Source organism: Asanoa sp. NPDC049573, from assembly GCF_040676615.1.
GTDB lineage: Bacteria > Actinomycetota > Actinomycetes > Mycobacteriales > Micromonosporaceae > Asanoa.
Window position 1 is genome coordinate 59,996 of the sequence record NZ_JBFAPI010000021.1, and the last position, 15,107, is coordinate 75,102.

Below are 15,107 nucleotides of genomic sequence, written 5' to 3' on the forward strand. Positions count from 1 at the left end.
CTGGCCGTGGCGTTCTGCCTGGTATGGACATCGGAATCATCGGCGCCGGCAACATCGGCGGCACGCTCGCCCGGCGGCTCGGCGCGCTCGGTCACCGGGTCGTGGTGGCCAACTCGCGCGGGCCGGAAACGCACGACGAAGACCTGGTCGCCGCGCCCGGTGTGACGCCCGGCACGGTCGCCCAGGCGGCCGACCACGACGTGGTCGTCGTCTCCATCCCCACGAAAGCGGTCCCGGACCTGCCCGACGGCCTGTTCGCCGGCAAGATCGTGATCGACACCAACAACTACTACCCGCAACGCGACGGCCAGATCGAAGCCATCGCCGCGGGTACGCCGTCGGCGCGCTGGGTCGCCGACCATCTGGCCGGCGCGCGGGTGGTGAAGGCGTTCAACACGATCAACTACCGGCCGCTCGGTGCCGGCGCGCGGCCGGCGGGCGCGCCCGGCCGGATCGCGATCCCGGTCGCCGGCGACGACGCGGCGGCCAAGCAGGTGGTGTCGTCGCTGATCGACGAGCTGGGTTTCGACCCGGTGGACGCGGGCCCGCTCGACGAGAGCTGGCGGCAGGAGCCGGGCACACCGGTGTACGGCGCCGACGCCGACGCGGCCGGCGCGGTCGCTGCCCTGGCGGCCGCCACCCGGTAGGTCCGTTCGCCAGCGTTTGCTCTGCACCCTTCCAGGAAGCACCTCTTCTCACGGGGCGCTTCCTGTAGGGGTGCAGAGCAATGGGGGTCGGCCGTGTCAGGTCGTCAGGGCAGGACCCAGCGCTGGTTGGCGCCGGCGAAGCAGTCCCAGATCTGCAGGCGGGTGCCGTCGGCGGAGCTGTTGTCGCGTACGTCCAGGCACTTGTTCGACTGCGGGTTGCGCAACGTCTGGTTGGACTGTGCCTGCCAGACCTGCGCCCCGCTGCCGTTGCAGTCCCAGAGCTGCACGTTCGCACCGTTGGCGGTCGAGCCGCTGGCCACGTCCATGCACTTGCCCAGCGCCCGCAGCGTGCCGTCGCCGGACACCGTCCAGGTCTGCGCGTTGGTGCCGTTGCAGGTGTAGAGCTGGACGGCGGTACCGTTGGCGGTGCTCGCAGCGGCCACGTCGACGCACTTGCCGGCCAGGCCGGTGATCCGGCCGGTGCGCCCGGTCGGCGGGTTGGTCGGGCCGCCGCCACCGGTCGCGACCGTGTAGATCGCGCTGACCAGCGAGTTGGCGTTGTTGGGGTCCTGGGACAGCTCCCAGTTCATGATCCCGCCCGCGTTGGACATCGCCCACTGGGTCTTGCTGCGGATGGTCGGCAGGCCGTTGTAGCACTGCTGGGCGCCGTTGATGGTGGCGCAATCCTGATTGGCGTACGCCGCGTTCATCGCCACGATCTGGTTGTAGGGAATGCCGCCCGGGCGGCTGTAGAACGGCACGCCGACGATCGCCTTGCTGGCCGGCAGGCCGCGCGCCTTCCAGCCGTTGATGTTGTCGATCGTCCAGTTGTAGTTGGCGTGGGGCGTACCGCCGTCGTAGGTCATGATGTTGAGGTAGTCGACGTAGCCGAACACGGCCGGCTGCACGCCCTGCGCGGTGCCGCCACCGCTGACGACCGCGGCGGAGAGCAGCTTGCCGCGACTGTGCATGGCCGAGCTGAGCTGCGACATCAGCGCGGTGAAGTTGTCGCCCGAGGTGCCCGGGTCGGGGTATTCCCAGTCGATGTCGACGCCGTCGAGGCCGTACTGGTTGACCAGGTTGACCACGTTGTTGACGAACGTGCCGCGGGCGCCGGAGTTGGCGGCCATCTGTTCGAAGCCCGAGTCGTTGCCGTCGTTCCAGCCGCCGATGGCGATCAGCACCTTGGTGTTGGCGGCGTGGCCGAGGCTGACGATCTGCTGGAGCTTGCTCGGGTTGTCGACCGCGGTGATGCTGCCGTTGGCGTTGGGCAGCACGAACGCGTAGTTGATGTGGGTCAGCTTGGAATACTGGATCGCGGTCGCGCTGCCGGCCCAGGAGGGCATGTAGCCGATGCTCTTGAAACCGTTGGGCAGGACGGCGGCGGAGGCGGCGGTCGACGCGGTGACGCCGGCCAGCGTGCCGGCGACTACGGTGGCCGTGGCGAGCGCGGCCGCGGCGAACGGCGATCTCTTGCGGATGGTCATGGGCGGACCTTTCGGACGCACGCTTGTTCGTGGAGCCGGGACGGGTGAACGCGGTGCTGGCGGAGGGGTGTCCCGCCGGTGGTCCTCGAGGTGGCCAAAAGCTTAGGAAACTTTACTATTCAAGTCAATGGATGTCTGACCCCATCGCTAAGCTGACCACCATGCGCGCTGCTGTTTACCGTGAGCACGGCCCGGCCGCCGACGTGCTGCGGATCGAAGAGATCGAGACGCCCAGCCCCGGGCCGGGCGAGGTGCGGGTGCGGGTCGCCTACTCGGGCGTCAACCCGACCGACTGGAAGTCCCGCTCCGGCACCGTGCCGCTGCCCCGGTCGACCGACTTCCAGGTGCCCGACCAAGACGGTTCCGGCGTGATCGACGAGGTCGGCCCGGGCGTCGATCCGGCCCGCGTCGGCGAGCGGGTCTGGCTCTACATGGCCGCCTACCGCCGCCCCTACGGCAGCGCCGCCGAGTTCACCGTCATCCCGTCCGACCAGGCGGTTCCGTTGCCCGACAACGCGTCGATGCGACTCGGCGCCAGCCTGGGCGTGCCGGCCGTGACCGCGCACCGCTGCCTGTTCGCCGACGGCCCGATCGACGGCAAGACGGTGCTGGTCGCCGGTGGCGCCGGCGCGGTCGGCCATTTCGCCATCCAGCAGGCCCTCGCCGCCGGGGCCACGGTGATCACCACCGTGTCCGGCGACGCGAAGATGGCACTGGCCCGCGACGCCGGCGCCCGGCACGTGGTCAACTACCGCGCGCCCGACGCCGCCGACCAGATCCGCGCCGTCGCGCCCGAGGGCGTCGACCGCTTCATCGAGGTGGCGCCGGCCAGCAACCTGCGTCTCGACCTCGACGTCGCCGCGCCCAACGCGATCATCTGCTGCTACGCCGCCGAGCCGCAGCCGCTCCAGTTGGTCGTCCGCGAGCTGATGAGCCGCAACCTGGTGCTGCGCTTCGTGCTGCTCTACACGATGCCCGACCTCGCGTTCCGCGACGCGGCCGCCGACATCACCAGCGCCCTCACCGCCGGCCTGCTGACGTCCCTGCCGACGACGGTCTTCCCGCTGGAGGAGACCGCCGCCGCCCACGACGCCGTCGAAGGCGGCGCCGTCGGCAAGGTCCTGATCGCCGTCGACCCCGACCTCGCCTGACTAGGGTGGAGCTGTGGCGTCGAAAACCCTGGAGGTCGCCGGGCGCGAGGTGACGATCACCAACCCCGACCGGGTGGTGTTCCCCGAGGCCGGCCACACGAAGCTCGACCTGGTCCGCTACTACCTGACCGTGGCCGAGGGTGCGCTGCGCGGCGTGGCCGGGCGGCCGATGGTGCTCAAGCGCTTCGTCAAGGGCCTGACCGAAGAGGCGATCTGGCAGAAACGCGCGCCGGCCAAGCGACCCGACTGGATCGAGGTGGCCGAGTTGCACTACCGGTCGGGCACCTCGGCCGCGGAGACCGTGGTCCGCGACGCCGCCGGGCTGGCCTGGGTGGTCAACCTCGGCTGTGTCGACCTCAACCCGCACCCGGTCCGCGCGGAAGACCTCGACCGGCCCGACGAGCTGCGGATCGACCTCGACCCGATGCCGGGCGTCGAGTGGGGGCAGATCGTCGACGTCGCGCTGGTCGCCCGCGAGGTGCTCGAAGACCACGGCCTGACGGCGTGGCCGAAGACGTCCGGTTCCCGGGGCTTCCACATCTACGCCCGCATCGAGCCGAAGTGGAGCTACCGCGACGTGCGCCTGGCCGCCGAGACGGTGGCCCGCGAGGTCGAGATCCGGGTGCCCGACCTGGCCACCGCCCGCTGGTGGAAAGAGGAGCGGGAAGGCGTGTTCGTCGACTTCAACCAGAACGCCAAGGACCGCACGGTTGCCTCGGCCTACTCTGTGCGCCCGGTCCCCGACGCCCGCGTGTCGACGCCGCTGACCTGGGCCGAGGTGCCCGACTGCCGGCCGGCCGACTTCACCGTGCCCACCGTGCTCGACCGCTGGGTCGAGGTGGGCGACCCGTGGGCGGGCATCGACTCGTCGAGCGGTTCGCTGGAGCCGCTGCTCGACCTGGCCCGCCGGCTGGGCCCGGCGGAGAAACCGCCGAAGGGCGAAGGCCGCCGGCAGTCGACCATGCCACTGATCGAGATCGCGCGGTCGAAGACGAAGGACGAGTCGCTGGCCGGCCTCGAGCGCTGGAAGGCCAGGCACGCCGCCATCGTCGGCTATCTCCAGCCGGCCGACGTGCTGGTCGACGGCATGCGCGGGCGCAGTTCGATCTGGTACCGGATCCGGGTCAACCTCCAGCACGTCCCCGAGGCCGAGCGGCCCGAGCAGGAGCCGCTGGAGGTCGACTACAACCCCTGGGCGCCGGGCGCGGGTTCTTAGCGTCTGGCCAGCCGCTCCAGATAGCCGCTGATCGCGGCGCGGACGGGCGCACTGTTCCAGACCTCGATCACCCCGTCGATGTCGTCGGCCGCCATCAGCCGGCGCGCGTCGGCCCGCAGCGCGGCCTTCGTCATCGTGAAGCTGGCCGCGGGGATCGCGGCGAACGCCTCGGCCCGGGCGAGCGCGGCGTCCAGCAACGCGTCGGGCTCGACCACCTCGTCGACCAGCCCGACCGCGAGCGCGTCGCTCGGCTTCAGCGTCCGGCCGGTGAGCACGAGCGCCGCGGTGCGGGGGCCGGCGACGAACCGGATCGCCTCCAGCGCGGTGGCCGGGAACGGCACGCCGACGAGCAGTTCGGCGACGCCGATCGTGCCGGCCGACATGAACCGGTAGTCGCAGCCCGCGGCGATGACGCAGCCGCCCGCGATCGCATGCCCGTTGACGGCGGCGACCAGCGGCCGGGGATGCTCGAACACCGTGCGGAACACGCCGCCGAGGGCGAGCAGGAACTCGCGCGTGTACGACTCGCCGCCGTCGAGCAGCAGCTTGAGGTCGACGCCCGCGGAGAACGCCCGCCCGGCACCGGTGAGCACGACCGCGGGTGCTTCGGTCAGGCCGTCCAGGGTCGCCGCCAGCTCCCGCAGGGTGTCCAGGCCGAGCACGTTGACCGGCCCGTTCTCGATCCGTACGACGGACACCGCACCGCGTTCCTCGACCGCCATCACCGGGTGATCATCGCACCGTCGCCGCGGCCGGTCCAGGCACCGCCCTACCGGCCCGGCTTCCCGGTCGTCGGCGGGCAGGTCGCCGGTGCCGGTGATGCCACGACCACCGCGGTCGCGGGCGCGCACGGCGCTGTCTCACCGCCCGATCGCAGGAAGAACCACCCGACGAGCGCGACCAGCACGACCAGCGCCGCCGCGACGCCGGCCCGACCGAACCGGCGGTCCCGGGCGGGGGTCGCCGCCGGCACGCCGCCTGGCCAGTCGACCGGGACAGCCCGGGACGGGAGGGCGCGGAACGCCTCCTCGCCGGCCAGGAAGTGCCGGTAGGCGGCGAGCGCGACCCGCCGCGCACCGTCCAGATCGGACTCTCGCGGCGGCGTGCTGGTGGTGCCGGCGCGCACCAGGCCGCACATCATCAGCAGGGGTCTGCTCTGTTCGTCGCGCAGCGGGCGCGGGGCGCCCGGCTCGCCCAGGTCGGCCGTGGTCAGGGCGTGCGTGACGTAGGCGACGGTGAAGCGCCCGCCGCCCAGCGTGCGCAGCCGCGGCGGCCCGCCGACCGGGCCGGGGCTGAGCGCCTCGACAAGCACGCCGTAGCCGTCGGCGAGCACGTCCGGCGCCAGCACCGTGCTGTAGTCGCGCCGCCGGCCCGCGGCGACCGCCGCCGGCCACGCGTCGGTGGCGGTCACGGCGTGCCACCGAGGCGCGAGCTGGACAGGCGGCCTTCGAGCACGTCGACCCGGCTGCGGAACTCGCGGATCACCTTGCGCTGGGCGAGTTGGAACTCCTCGATGTGCGACTCGGCGTCGTCGAGCAGCCGGCTCACGTTGGCCTCGTGCGCCGCCGCGGTCTGCTCCTGGCGCCGGATCAGGTCGGCCGCGGCCAGGCCGACCAGCGAGGAGTAGATCGGGTTGAGCGCGCCGATCACCCGGTTGGTCGAGCGGATCAGCGTGGCGCCGAGGTCGGCGAACGCCTCGCCGGGCGGCCGGCGGGTCTGCCGCCGCAACCGGTCGAACTCGGCCGCCAGCTTGGCCTGGTCGAGGCGGAGCATGATCTGCTCGAACACGTCCGGCACGACGGCCGCGATAGGCACGTCCACATTGGTGGGTTCGAGCAGCCCGTCGGGCAGCTTGGTCATCGCGCCCGACTCGTCGAGTTCGGCGAACGCCGGGCCGACGGCCGAGACCGGCACCAGCCGCACCACCCGGCGGCCGCTGTGCTCCTGCACCAGGTCGCGGAAACCCTGGTTCGACATCAACAGCTTGCGCACGGTACGCAGCCGGCTGTCCTCGTCGACGTCGATGTCGCGCAGCAGGTCCCACTTGGTGATCACGAAGGTGACCGGCTTCTCGACCACCAGCATCCGGCTGATCATGGCGGTCAGCGCGTGCTGCAGGCCCATCCGGCCTTCGCGCTTGCCGTCGATCCACTGGCGTACCCGATGGCCGTCGATGACCGCGACCAGTGCGTCGGCCGCCTCGATGCGGTCGTCGAGGTCCTTCCAGAGCGTCGAGCCGGGCTCCGGCGGCTGGGTCAGCAGCGCGCCCGCGTAGTCGAGGTAGACCAGCTTGAGCACGGTGTGCAGGCCGCCGGACCCGCCCCGGGTGCGCACGTCGAAGGCGAACTCGCGGGTGTCGGCGGTCGCGGTGCCGGCCGGCCAGTCCCGGCCCGGGTCCTCGACCTCGGTGAACCAGTGGTTGAGCAGCGCCACCTGCTCGCGCGGCGCGGCCAGGAAGTAGCCGCGGCCACCCCAGGTCTGCATCTGGTGGTACATGCTGGCGAGCAGCAGCGTCTTGCCCGAACCGCGCGGGCCGAGCGTGACGACCCGGAAGGTGGGCACGCCGTCGTCGCCGCGCGGCGGTGCGGCGGCCGGCTTCGACGGCCGGCGGCCGCGCCGGACCAGCACGACGACCGCCATCACGGCGACCGCGACAAGGGCCAGTGCGATGAGATCCATGCCAGACGGAGTACGGGTGCTCCGCCGTGATACGTCCCCAGGCCGTGTCCTGATCGGCAGGACGCGGGTCAGGTGGTGCTGCGGGGCAGCGCCTGGCGGGCGGCGAGGGCGGCGCCGCGGGCGCCGGCCATGTCGAGGTCGGGCACCAGCGCGAACGCGGCGACCTTCTGCTGCTCCGCGCGCAGGTGGGTGTGCTGGCGGACCACGTCGAGGAACCACTGCCCGAAAGCCGCCGACGCCTGCACCACGCCGCCGCCGACGAAGTACGCGTCCGGGTCGGTGAAGTTGGCCGCGATCGTGAAGAGCCGCCCGATCGCGGTCGCCTGCTGCTCGAAGATCTTGATCGCCAGCGGGTCGCCGGCCTCGCCCAGACCGCGGACCAGCTTGGCCGCCGTCGCCAGCGAGCCCTCGGCCGCGAGCGGGTGGTCGGGGTATCTGGCCAGCCAGTGCGGCAACAGGTTGCGCTCGATGCCGGTCAACGAGGCAACGCTCTCGGCGTCGCCGAAGAAGCCGCAGTTGCAACTCGGCAGCGGTTGGTCACCGTCGAGCAACCCCTCCATGGGGATGTGCACGTGGCCGAGTTCGCCGGCCATGCCGGCGGCGCCGGAGACGATCCGGCCGGCCTCGATCACGCCGCCGCCGAGCCCGGTGCCGACGATCGCCGAGACCGACGACCGGCTCGACCCCAAGAGCCCGAAATGGACGTGATGCGCGTAGAGCGCGGCCGCGTTGCCGTCGTTGTTGTAGACCACCGGCAGGCCGAGCCGCTCTTCGAGCGCGCCGCGCACGTCGAAGCCGCGCCAGGCCGGGTCGACGAAGTTGGTCGAACCCTTGGCCGAGATCACGCCGTCGGCACTGGCCGGCCCGGGCGTGTCGAGCCCGACGGCCCGGACCGCGGCGCGCGGCACGCCGGTCGCGGCGAGCACGTTCTCGAACGCCTCGGCGAGCGACTCGACGGCGATGGTCGGGCCCTCCTTCACCCGACTCGGGCTCTCCAGCAGGCCCTCGACGAGAAAGTCACCGGCCGAGTCGAGCACGGTCGCGTTGTTGGCATTGCCGCCGTTGTCGAGGCCGACGACCACCCAGCGATCACCCTCGACCGCCCGCACGCTCTCGCTCATGAAAACGATCCTGCCACGGTGGTCGCTCAGCCGCCGTCGTCCGGACGCCGGAGCCGTTTGATCTCGCCTCGGCGTTTCTTGGCGGCGATGCGGCGCTCCTTCGCGCCGCGCGACGGCCGGGTGGCGCGGCGTGGCGGTGGCGGTGGTTCGATCGCCCGGGCGACCAGGTCGGCCAGCCGGGCCAGGGCCGCCTCCCGGTTGCGCAGTTGGGCGCGGTGCTCGGACGCGACGACCGTGACCACGCCGTCGACCAGGCGGCTGGCCAGCCGCTCGCGGGCGCGTTCCTTGAGCGTCGGGCCGATCGCGGTGGTCGCGTCGAGATCCCAGGAGAGCTCGACCCGGGAGTCGGTGGTGTTGACCCCCTGGCCGCCGGGGCCGGAGGAGCGGGAGAAGCGCCACCGCAGCTCGGCCTCGGGGATCTCCACGCCGGGTCTGATCGTCAGGGGCGCCATGCGGCCAGGATAGATCCGGTTCGGGTTTGACAGCACTTATATAAGTGCTGTTACATCGGTCCTCGTGGACCTTCTCGACAGCAGCCACTGGGGCCCGGTCTGGGCGCTCCTGCACGACCTCGACCGCGACATCGCCGCGCTCTACGCGGAGGCCGGCATCGCGGACGTGCGTACCCGGTATGTCGGACCGCTCATCCAGCTCTCCCGGCACGAGCCGTCGACCATCCAGGAACTGGCCACCCGGGTCGCGGTGACGCACTCGGCGATGAGCCAGACGGTGGCCGCGATGCGCCGGGCCGGCCTGGTCGACGACGCCGACAACGTCGACGGGCGTACCCGGCGGATCAAGCTCTCCGCCCGCGGCCGCGAACTGGTGCCGTTCCTGGCGGCCGAGTGGCGAGCCACCGAGACGAGCGTGCGCGAGCTCGAGGCCGAGTTGCCCTACCCGCTGACCCGGGTGGTCGACGACATCCGGCGGGCGCTGGAGCGGCGGTCGTTCCGGGACCGGCTACGCGCCAACTTCGAGCGATGAGGGGCGCCCTTCTCGACCTGCGCCCGCTGCGGGAACACCCGACCTTCCGCCGGCTGTGGCTGGGCACGACGCTGTCCGGCTTCGGCGGCCAGTTCGGCGGGTTCGCCGTCGTCTTCTACGTCTGGGACCGCAGCCACAACCCGACCCTGGTCGGGCTGATCGGCCTGGTCACGGCCGTGCCGCTGGTGGCGGTGGCGCTGCTCGGCAGTGCCTTCGTCGACCACGTCGACCGCCGGCGCCTTGCCACCCGGGCGACCTGGGGCCTGCTGGCGACCAGCCTGCTGATGGCGGTGACGGCGGTGACCGCCGGCCCGGTCTGGCTGATGCTGATCCTGGCGGCGCTGCACTCCGCGATGTCGGCCCTGTCCTACCCAGCGCTACGCGCGTTCACCCCGGTGCTGCTGCCGCCGCCACGGCTGGCCGCGGGTCTCGCCCTCAACCATCTGTCGTTTCAACTCGCCATGCTGCTGGGACCGGCCGCGGCCGGTCTGCTCACCGCGGTGTCCGGCACGACCGCGTGCTTCGTGGTGGACGCCGTCTCGTTCGGCGCGGCGCTGGTCGGCATCGCCGGCCTGCCGCGGGTGACCGGATCGCCGGGCGGCGCGGCCGGCGTTCGGGCGGTCCGCGACGGCATCCGCTTCGCGGTCAGCACCCGCCCCGTCGCCGGGGCGCTGCTGGCCGACCTGTGCGCGACCCTGCTCGCCATGCCGGTCGCCGTCTTCCCGGTCGTCAACCAGGAGAAGTTCGGCGGCTCACCGAAGACCCTCGGGCTGTTCCTGACCGCGATCGGCGTCGGCGGCGCGCTCGCTTCGCTGTTCTCCGGCCTGTCCACCCGGCACGCCCGGCCCGGCCTGCTGCTCCTGGCCTGCGGCGGAGTCTGGGGCTTGGGCCTGTCGCTGGCCGGGTTCGTCGCCACATTGCCCGCGGTGCTCGGCTGCCTCGCGCTCGCGGGTGCCGCCGACACCTGGGCGGTGGTGGCGCGGGGCACGGTCGTGCAGTCGGCAACGCCCGAGGCCTACCTGGGTCGGGTGGCCGCCCTCGAACACGTCGTCGGCGTGGCCGGGCCGGAGGTCGGCAACCTGCGGGCGGGCCTGGTGGCCTCGGCCACGTCGGGCAGCGCGGCCCTGGTGATCGGCGGCCTCACCTGCGTCGCCGGTACGGCGCTGCTCGCCACCCTCATCCGGCCGCTGCGCACAGCAGCTGTCCCAGCGCCAGCGGTGGCCGCCCGGCCAGCACCGTGAACCCACGCAACGCGTCCCGGACGGCGAGGGTGAGCGCGGCGTCGTCGAAGACGTCACCGGCCAGCACGACCACGTCGAGCCCGGTCTCTCCCCCACAGCGCCGCGCCTGCTCGGCGACCAGGGCGGCGACAGTGCCGCGCACCCGAGCGGCGACGCTCTCCGCCGGCACGCCGCCGCGGACGTCGTCGACGACCGCCCGAACCAGGGGCCCAGGATCCAACCCGTCCATCGGGTACGCGTCGCCGAGCGCGACGTGCGCCGCCGGGCCGGATCCCTCGCCCCGACCGACCAGCGAACCGATGGCATCGAGAAGCTGGCCCAGGCTCGAGGTGGTGGTGCAGCCGTAGCCGGTTTCCAACTGCCGGGCCAGCACCCGCCGCTCGCGGTTGGAGCAGGCGCGGACCGGGAGGAGGTCGAGGTCCCAGGGAATGCCCGCATGGCGGAGGTGCGCGAGCGCCGCGCGGTGAGGCCGGTCGGGGGCGGTGCCGGCGCAGCGGACGTAGCCGAGGTGCGCGAAACGGCGGGCCCCCTTGTAGCCGGCGACGAGCACCTCGCCGCCCCAGGTGGCGCCGTCGGGACCGTAGCCGCCGCGGTCGAAGGCGAACCCGATCGCCTGCTCGTCCGGGCCAAGGCCGTGCGCGGCCAGGACCGCCGCGACCAGGGCGTGGTGCTGGGCCACCGCGCGGACCGGCAGGCCCGACCTGGCCGCCCACACCCGGGCCGGGTCGCCGGGATGCAGATCCACCGCGACGAGTTCGGGGAAAACCCCGCCGAGGGAGCGCAGAGCCGCGTCCGGCGAGGGTCCCGACCACGCGTGCCGGCCGGCGCCCAGGAGGCTGACCCCGGCGCCGGCGGCGAGGGTCGGCGCCACCGGCCAGGGCAGCATGATCACCACACGGGAATTCTTCCGACCCCACGCGGGTGAGGTGTGGCTTATTAACGCTTATCTCAGTCGCGCCGCGGGCGGTCATGGCTTCCGCACCGTGGGCGGCAGCCGCCGCGGATGGGGCGTCCCCTGCGGATCCGTCGATGTTCCATAGTGGAAGCCGGCGAGCGACGATCGGCGGTTGATTTCCGCGGCCTTGAGCCACTCGTCTATGACGGTCGATGCGTCGCTCATGGCATGCTCCTGTGGGGTCGCCATAGGACGGGTGTCGGCTCCGCCAGCGGAGCCGGACTTCTGGCACCGGCGCCGAAACAGAAGGGCGGCGACCTGTGGGTTCCTGGGACGACCCGGCGGCGGGGACCCGCCTCGGTCGGCGGCGCTCGACGTCGCGGGCCGAGCTGAGCCTCATCGCCCTGCGCCTGTTCGCCGAGCGCGGGTTCGAGGCGACCACCGTCGACGACGTGGCGGCGGCCGCGGGCATCGGGCGGCGTACCCTGTTCCGCTATTTCCCGTCGAAGAACGACCTGCCCTGGGGCGACTTCGACGAGCAACTGGAGCACATGCGGGCCCACCTCGACGAGACACCCGACGGCGTGCCGCTGATGGACACGCTGCGGCGCGCGGTGGTGGAGTTCAACCGCCTCCCACCGGAAGAGGTCCCCTGGCACCGGCAGCGGATGCGGCTGCTGCTCGACGTGCCGGCGCTGCAGGCCCATTCCACCCTGCGCTACCAGGCCTGGCGCGACGTGGTCGCCGAATATGCCGCCCGCCGCCTGGGTGTGCCGGCCGACAGCCCGGCGCCGAGCGCGATCGCGTGGGCGCTCCTGGGTGTCGCGCTGTCCGCCTACGAGCAGTGGCTGCGGCACGACGACGCCGATCTGACCGAGCTGCTGGAGACCTCGCTGGCCATGCTGGACAACGGTTTCCGCCCGTGACGCCGTCGGCCGGACGATCCACCCCACCCGGCCGGAGTTCGCGCATCATCGACAGTGACGAACTCCTAGGCCCTTCGGCCGATTGATCCATGATCATCTGGCGGTCAGACTTCGCCGGTGACCGATACCTGCCCTGCCTGTGCCGTGCCGCTGGCCGTCGAGGAGGACCAGCCGCCATGGTGCGAGCGCTGCGAGTGGAATCTCGACGCGCTCGCTCCGCTCGAGCGGGCCACCTGGTTCTATCGTTCCATCCGCACCCGTGACCACCGGGCCGGCTTCCGGGCCGACCGGCTGCTGGCCACCGGCGAACCGGTCCGCCCGGGCCGGGGTCGGGCGTTCGTGCTGCTCGTCGGCATCTCGGCGGTGCTCGTCGCGGTGCCGGCGGCGACGTTGCTGGCAGCCCTCTGGCTCCTCATCGCCGGCCCGGTCGCGCTGGGTCTGCTGCTGCTCGTCGTCGTGCTCGCCGTGCGCCCGCGGCTGGGCCGGGTCAAGAAGGTCCTCAAGGGACACTATCGGCTCGCTCCCGACCGGGCACCGGCGCTGCACGCGCTGATCGAGCGGGTCGCGACCGCCGCCGGCGCGCCCCGTCCCGACCTCGTCGGCGTCGACGCCGATCTCTGGGGCGCGTGGACCACGGTGGCCGGCGTCCGCCAGCGGCGCATCCTCGTCCTCGGCATCCCGCTGGTGGCCAGCATCGACCGGGCGGAGCTGATCGCCCTGCTGGGCCACGAGTTCGGGCACTTCGTCAACCGGGACTCGTGGCGGCGGACGCTGACCCGACCGGCCCGGGTCACCTTCGGACACATCGCGAGCGGGTTGCGGCCCAGCCGGGTGTCCGGCTTCGAGCGTGAATTCCTCGGTCTCTACCTGATCGTCTACGAGCTGTGGCGCCTGCTCACCGGCCTGCTGTCCTGGCTGTTCTTCGCGGTGCACGCCGCGATCAGCGTGGTCGCCGCCCGCGAGGACCGGCGCGCGGAGCAACAGGCCGACCTGCTCGCCGTGCGGGTCGCCGGACGGACGGCGACGCTGGGGCTCCTGGACGCCACCGCGTCCCTGCCGCTCTACCGGGGCGTGGTGAGCGGCGCGACGCGCAAGGGCTACGCACTGCGGGACTGGCAGGAACGCATCACCCAGAACCGCGCCCGCAACGACGGCGTCCAGACCGCCCGGCTGCGCCAGCTCACCATCCGCACCGAGGCGTCGCTGTTCAGCAGCCACCCGTCGACCGGCCGCCGGCACCAGTTCGTGTCGACGCTGGCGAGCACACCGGCGACGGTGACGGTGAGCGACGCCGAGTGGGCGACGATCGTGCGGGAACTGGCGCCCTACGCCGAGGTGCTGCGCAACGAACTCGCCGAGCAGTACGAGATGTGAGGGCGCCAGCGTCCGCAACCGTCAGAACGCCGAGACCGGCGTCGCGTACACCATCCGTTGGCCTGGGTGTTCGGTCACGCTGAACAGCACGTCGCCGAACGTCATGAAGCCCGACCAGTAGGAGAGGTCCTCGGGGCCGACCGGGGCGGTGCGCCGCACCGGCGTGCCGAGCACGCCCGTCGTGCCGCTCGGCGCGGTCGACCTCAGCAGGTCACCGTTGTCGTTCTGGGTCGCGACGTCCTCACCGTGGCTGCGGTTGACGTAGTAGGTGCTGCCGTGCGCGACGACACCCTGCACGTTGGGCACCGGCAGGCGGTAGGCGCTGGTCGCCTTCCAGCGCCCGTCGCTGGAGATCGCGGGCAGCCCGTTGAGCCCGTCGAGCGGCCAGTTCGCGACCCGGCCGTACCTGTCGGGGTCGTTGCCGTTGGCCGCGCCGTCGCAGTATTCGCCGGTCGTCAGGTGGTCGACACCGGTGCGGTCGAGGCCGACGAAGGAGAAGTGCGGCGAGCCGTCGACCGTGCAGGTGCTCGCGTCGCCGACCTCACCGGCGTTGCTCGTCCAGGCGCCGACCTCGGGCATCACGTAGCGGTAGCCGTGCCCGTAGAACACCCCGTTCTGCCGGCCGATCTTCGTCTTGTCGGTGGTGTTGCCCTTCGCGCCGGCGGCCTGCAGGTCGAAGATGTAGCGCAGGTCGAAGACCCGGAAGCCGCGCCGGGTGTCGGCCACGTAGAGATAGTTGCCATACCAGGCCAGTCCGCCCGCGTGCAGCGAGCCGCCGGTGGAGTCCTGCTTGTTGCGCAGGCTCATGTAGGTGGCGTTGCCGGAGTCGTTCTGGAACGGGTAGGCCAGCAGCACGTGCTGGTAGGCGCCGCTCCACGGGTCGATGAACGTGACCCGGGTGCCTTTCACCTGCTAGGAGTCGTCGTTGTACCAACTCACGACCAGCGGCTGGGCCGAGCCCCAGGCCTGGTCTTCCTGCGCGTCGGCGACCGTGGTGATGCCCTGCGGCGTCCATTCGACGTTGCCGCCGTTGGTGCCGCTGTCGGCCGCGTCGAAGCAGAAGCTGTAGACGGCGTTGAGGTTGCGTTCCTTGCTGTCGACCGCGCCGGGGTTGCAGATCGCGCCCTGCCCCGACATCGCGTTGCCGTCGCGGCTGGCCTGCGCCAGGATATTCTGCACACCCAGCTTCGGTAGCTCCGCGTCGAGCTCCTGCACCCGCTGCGTCAGCGCGATCGCGTTGGACGCCGGCCGCAGGTCGAAGTCACTGAGCCGCGGCGCGCCGGCCGCCACCGCCGGCGTCACGGCGACGGCCGTCGAGGCGACAAGCAGCGCCGCGGTCAGGGTTATCCGCCGAAACCACACGTAAGGCCTCCCCAGGGTACGTGG

General features: G+C 72.2%; 17 protein-coding genes. 7 read left to right on the plus strand and 10 right to left on the minus strand.

What is annotated here, in order from left to right; genetic code table 11:
• Window positions 1-23 precede the first annotated feature (23 nt).
• Window positions 24-647, plus strand: a complete 624-nt coding sequence (locus AB0J74_RS33000; protein ID WP_363455123.1) for an NAD(P)-binding domain-containing protein — start codon at window positions 24-26, stop codon at window positions 645-647.
• A gap of 104 nt (window positions 648-751) precedes the next feature.
• On the opposite strand, the gene AB0J74_RS33005 is transcribed toward AB0J74_RS33000, so the two are convergent.
• Window positions 752-2,134 (minus strand): glycosyl hydrolase family 18 protein, encoded by a 1,383-nt coding sequence (locus tag AB0J74_RS33005; protein ID WP_363455127.1) that lies wholly within the window; start codon window positions 2,132-2,134, stop codon window positions 752-754.
• 161 nt (window positions 2,135-2,295) lie between these two features.
• Here AB0J74_RS33005 and AB0J74_RS33010 point away from each other — a divergent pair, with 161 nt between their 5' ends.
• On the plus strand, window positions 2,296-3,285 hold the full coding sequence (locus AB0J74_RS33010) for an NADPH:quinone reductase (protein ID WP_363455128.1): 990 nt from the start codon (window positions 2,296-2,298) through the stop codon (window positions 3,283-3,285).
• A gap of 13 nt (window positions 3,286-3,298) precedes the next feature.
• The gene (locus AB0J74_RS33015) at window positions 3,299-4,501 is read left to right on the plus strand and encodes a DNA polymerase domain-containing protein (protein ID WP_363455131.1); all 1,203 of its coding nucleotides are present in this window, start codon (window positions 3,299-3,301) and stop codon (window positions 4,499-4,501) included.
• Here AB0J74_RS33015 and AB0J74_RS33020 read toward each other — a convergent pair.
• The 5 genes from AB0J74_RS33020 to arfB form a co-directional block, all read right to left on the minus strand.
• Entirely contained in the window at window positions 4,498-5,223 is a 726-nt protein-coding gene (locus tag AB0J74_RS33020) for an enoyl-CoA hydratase/isomerase family protein (RefSeq protein ID WP_363455299.1), read from the minus strand. The genes AB0J74_RS33015 and AB0J74_RS33020 overlap by 4 nt on opposite strands.
• A 47-nt stretch (window positions 5,224-5,270) precedes the next feature.
• A complete protein-coding gene (locus AB0J74_RS33025; RefSeq protein WP_363455134.1) occupies window positions 5,271-5,912 on the minus strand; it encodes a hypothetical protein in 642 nt (213 codons plus the stop codon).
• On the minus strand, window positions 5,909-7,180 hold the full coding sequence (locus AB0J74_RS33030) for a GTPase domain-containing protein (RefSeq protein ID WP_363455137.1): 1,272 nt from the start codon (window positions 7,178-7,180) through the stop codon (window positions 5,909-5,911). The genes AB0J74_RS33025 and AB0J74_RS33030 overlap by 4 nt, the downstream gene beginning before the upstream one ends.
• A 68-nt stretch (window positions 7,181-7,248) precedes the next feature.
• Complete coding sequence (locus AB0J74_RS33035; RefSeq protein ID WP_363455140.1) at window positions 7,249-8,301, minus strand: ROK family protein; 1,053 nt, start codon at window positions 8,299-8,301, stop codon at window positions 7,249-7,251.
• A 26-nt stretch (window positions 8,302-8,327) separates the two neighbouring features.
• Window positions 8,328-8,753: an alternative ribosome rescue aminoacyl-tRNA hydrolase ArfB gene (arfB, locus tag AB0J74_RS33040; RefSeq protein WP_363455143.1), complete on the minus strand. Its 426-nt coding sequence runs from the start codon at window positions 8,751-8,753 to the stop codon at window positions 8,328-8,330.
• 64 nt (window positions 8,754-8,817) lie between these two features.
• On the opposite strand from arfB, the gene AB0J74_RS33045 reads away from it, so the two are divergent.
• Window positions 8,818-9,285 carry a MarR family transcriptional regulator gene (locus AB0J74_RS33045; RefSeq protein WP_363455146.1) on the plus strand — a complete coding sequence of 156 codons (468 nt, stop codon included), beginning with the start codon at window positions 8,818-8,820 and terminating at the stop codon, window positions 9,283-9,285.
• On the plus strand, window positions 9,282-10,526 hold the full coding sequence (locus tag AB0J74_RS33050; protein ID WP_363455149.1) for an MFS transporter: 1,245 nt from the start codon (window positions 9,282-9,284) through the stop codon (window positions 10,524-10,526). The genes AB0J74_RS33045 and AB0J74_RS33050 overlap by 4 nt, the downstream gene beginning before the upstream one ends.
• Here the strand turns inward: AB0J74_RS33050 and AB0J74_RS33055 are convergent.
• Window positions 10,462-11,412, minus strand: coding sequence for a hypothetical protein (locus AB0J74_RS33055; protein WP_363455302.1), 951 nt, complete (start codon window positions 11,410-11,412; stop codon window positions 10,462-10,464). The two genes, AB0J74_RS33050 and AB0J74_RS33055, sit on opposite strands and share 65 nt — an antisense overlap.
• An 81-nt stretch (window positions 11,413-11,493) precedes the next feature.
• Window positions 11,494-11,646, minus strand: a complete 153-nt coding sequence (locus AB0J74_RS33060) for a hypothetical protein (protein ID WP_363455152.1) — start codon at window positions 11,644-11,646, stop codon at window positions 11,494-11,496.
• A 95-nt stretch (window positions 11,647-11,741) separates the two neighbouring features.
• Between AB0J74_RS33060 and mftR the strand changes: the two genes are divergently transcribed.
• Window positions 11,742-12,347 carry a mycofactocin system transcriptional regulator gene (mftR, locus tag AB0J74_RS33065; protein ID WP_363455155.1) on the plus strand — a complete coding sequence of 202 codons (606 nt, stop codon included), beginning with the start codon at window positions 11,742-11,744 and terminating at the stop codon, window positions 12,345-12,347.
• A 117-nt stretch (window positions 12,348-12,464) separates the two neighbouring features.
• Window positions 12,465-13,721 carry a M48 family metalloprotease gene (locus AB0J74_RS33070; protein ID WP_363455158.1) on the plus strand — a complete coding sequence of 419 codons (1,257 nt, stop codon included), beginning with the start codon at window positions 12,465-12,467 and terminating at the stop codon, window positions 13,719-13,721.
• Between the two features lie 21 nt (window positions 13,722-13,742).
• Here the strand turns inward: AB0J74_RS33070 and AB0J74_RS33075 are convergent, their stop codons facing one another.
• Complete coding sequence (locus tag AB0J74_RS33075; RefSeq protein ID WP_363455161.1) at window positions 13,743-14,630, minus strand: hypothetical protein; 888 nt, start codon at window positions 14,628-14,630, stop codon at window positions 13,743-13,745.
• Window positions 14,631-14,633: 3 nt separating this feature from the next.
• Window positions 14,634-15,083 (minus strand): hypothetical protein, encoded by a 450-nt coding sequence (locus AB0J74_RS33080; protein ID WP_363455164.1) that lies wholly within the window; start codon window positions 15,081-15,083, stop codon window positions 14,634-14,636.
• Window positions 15,084-15,107 lie beyond the last annotated feature (24 nt).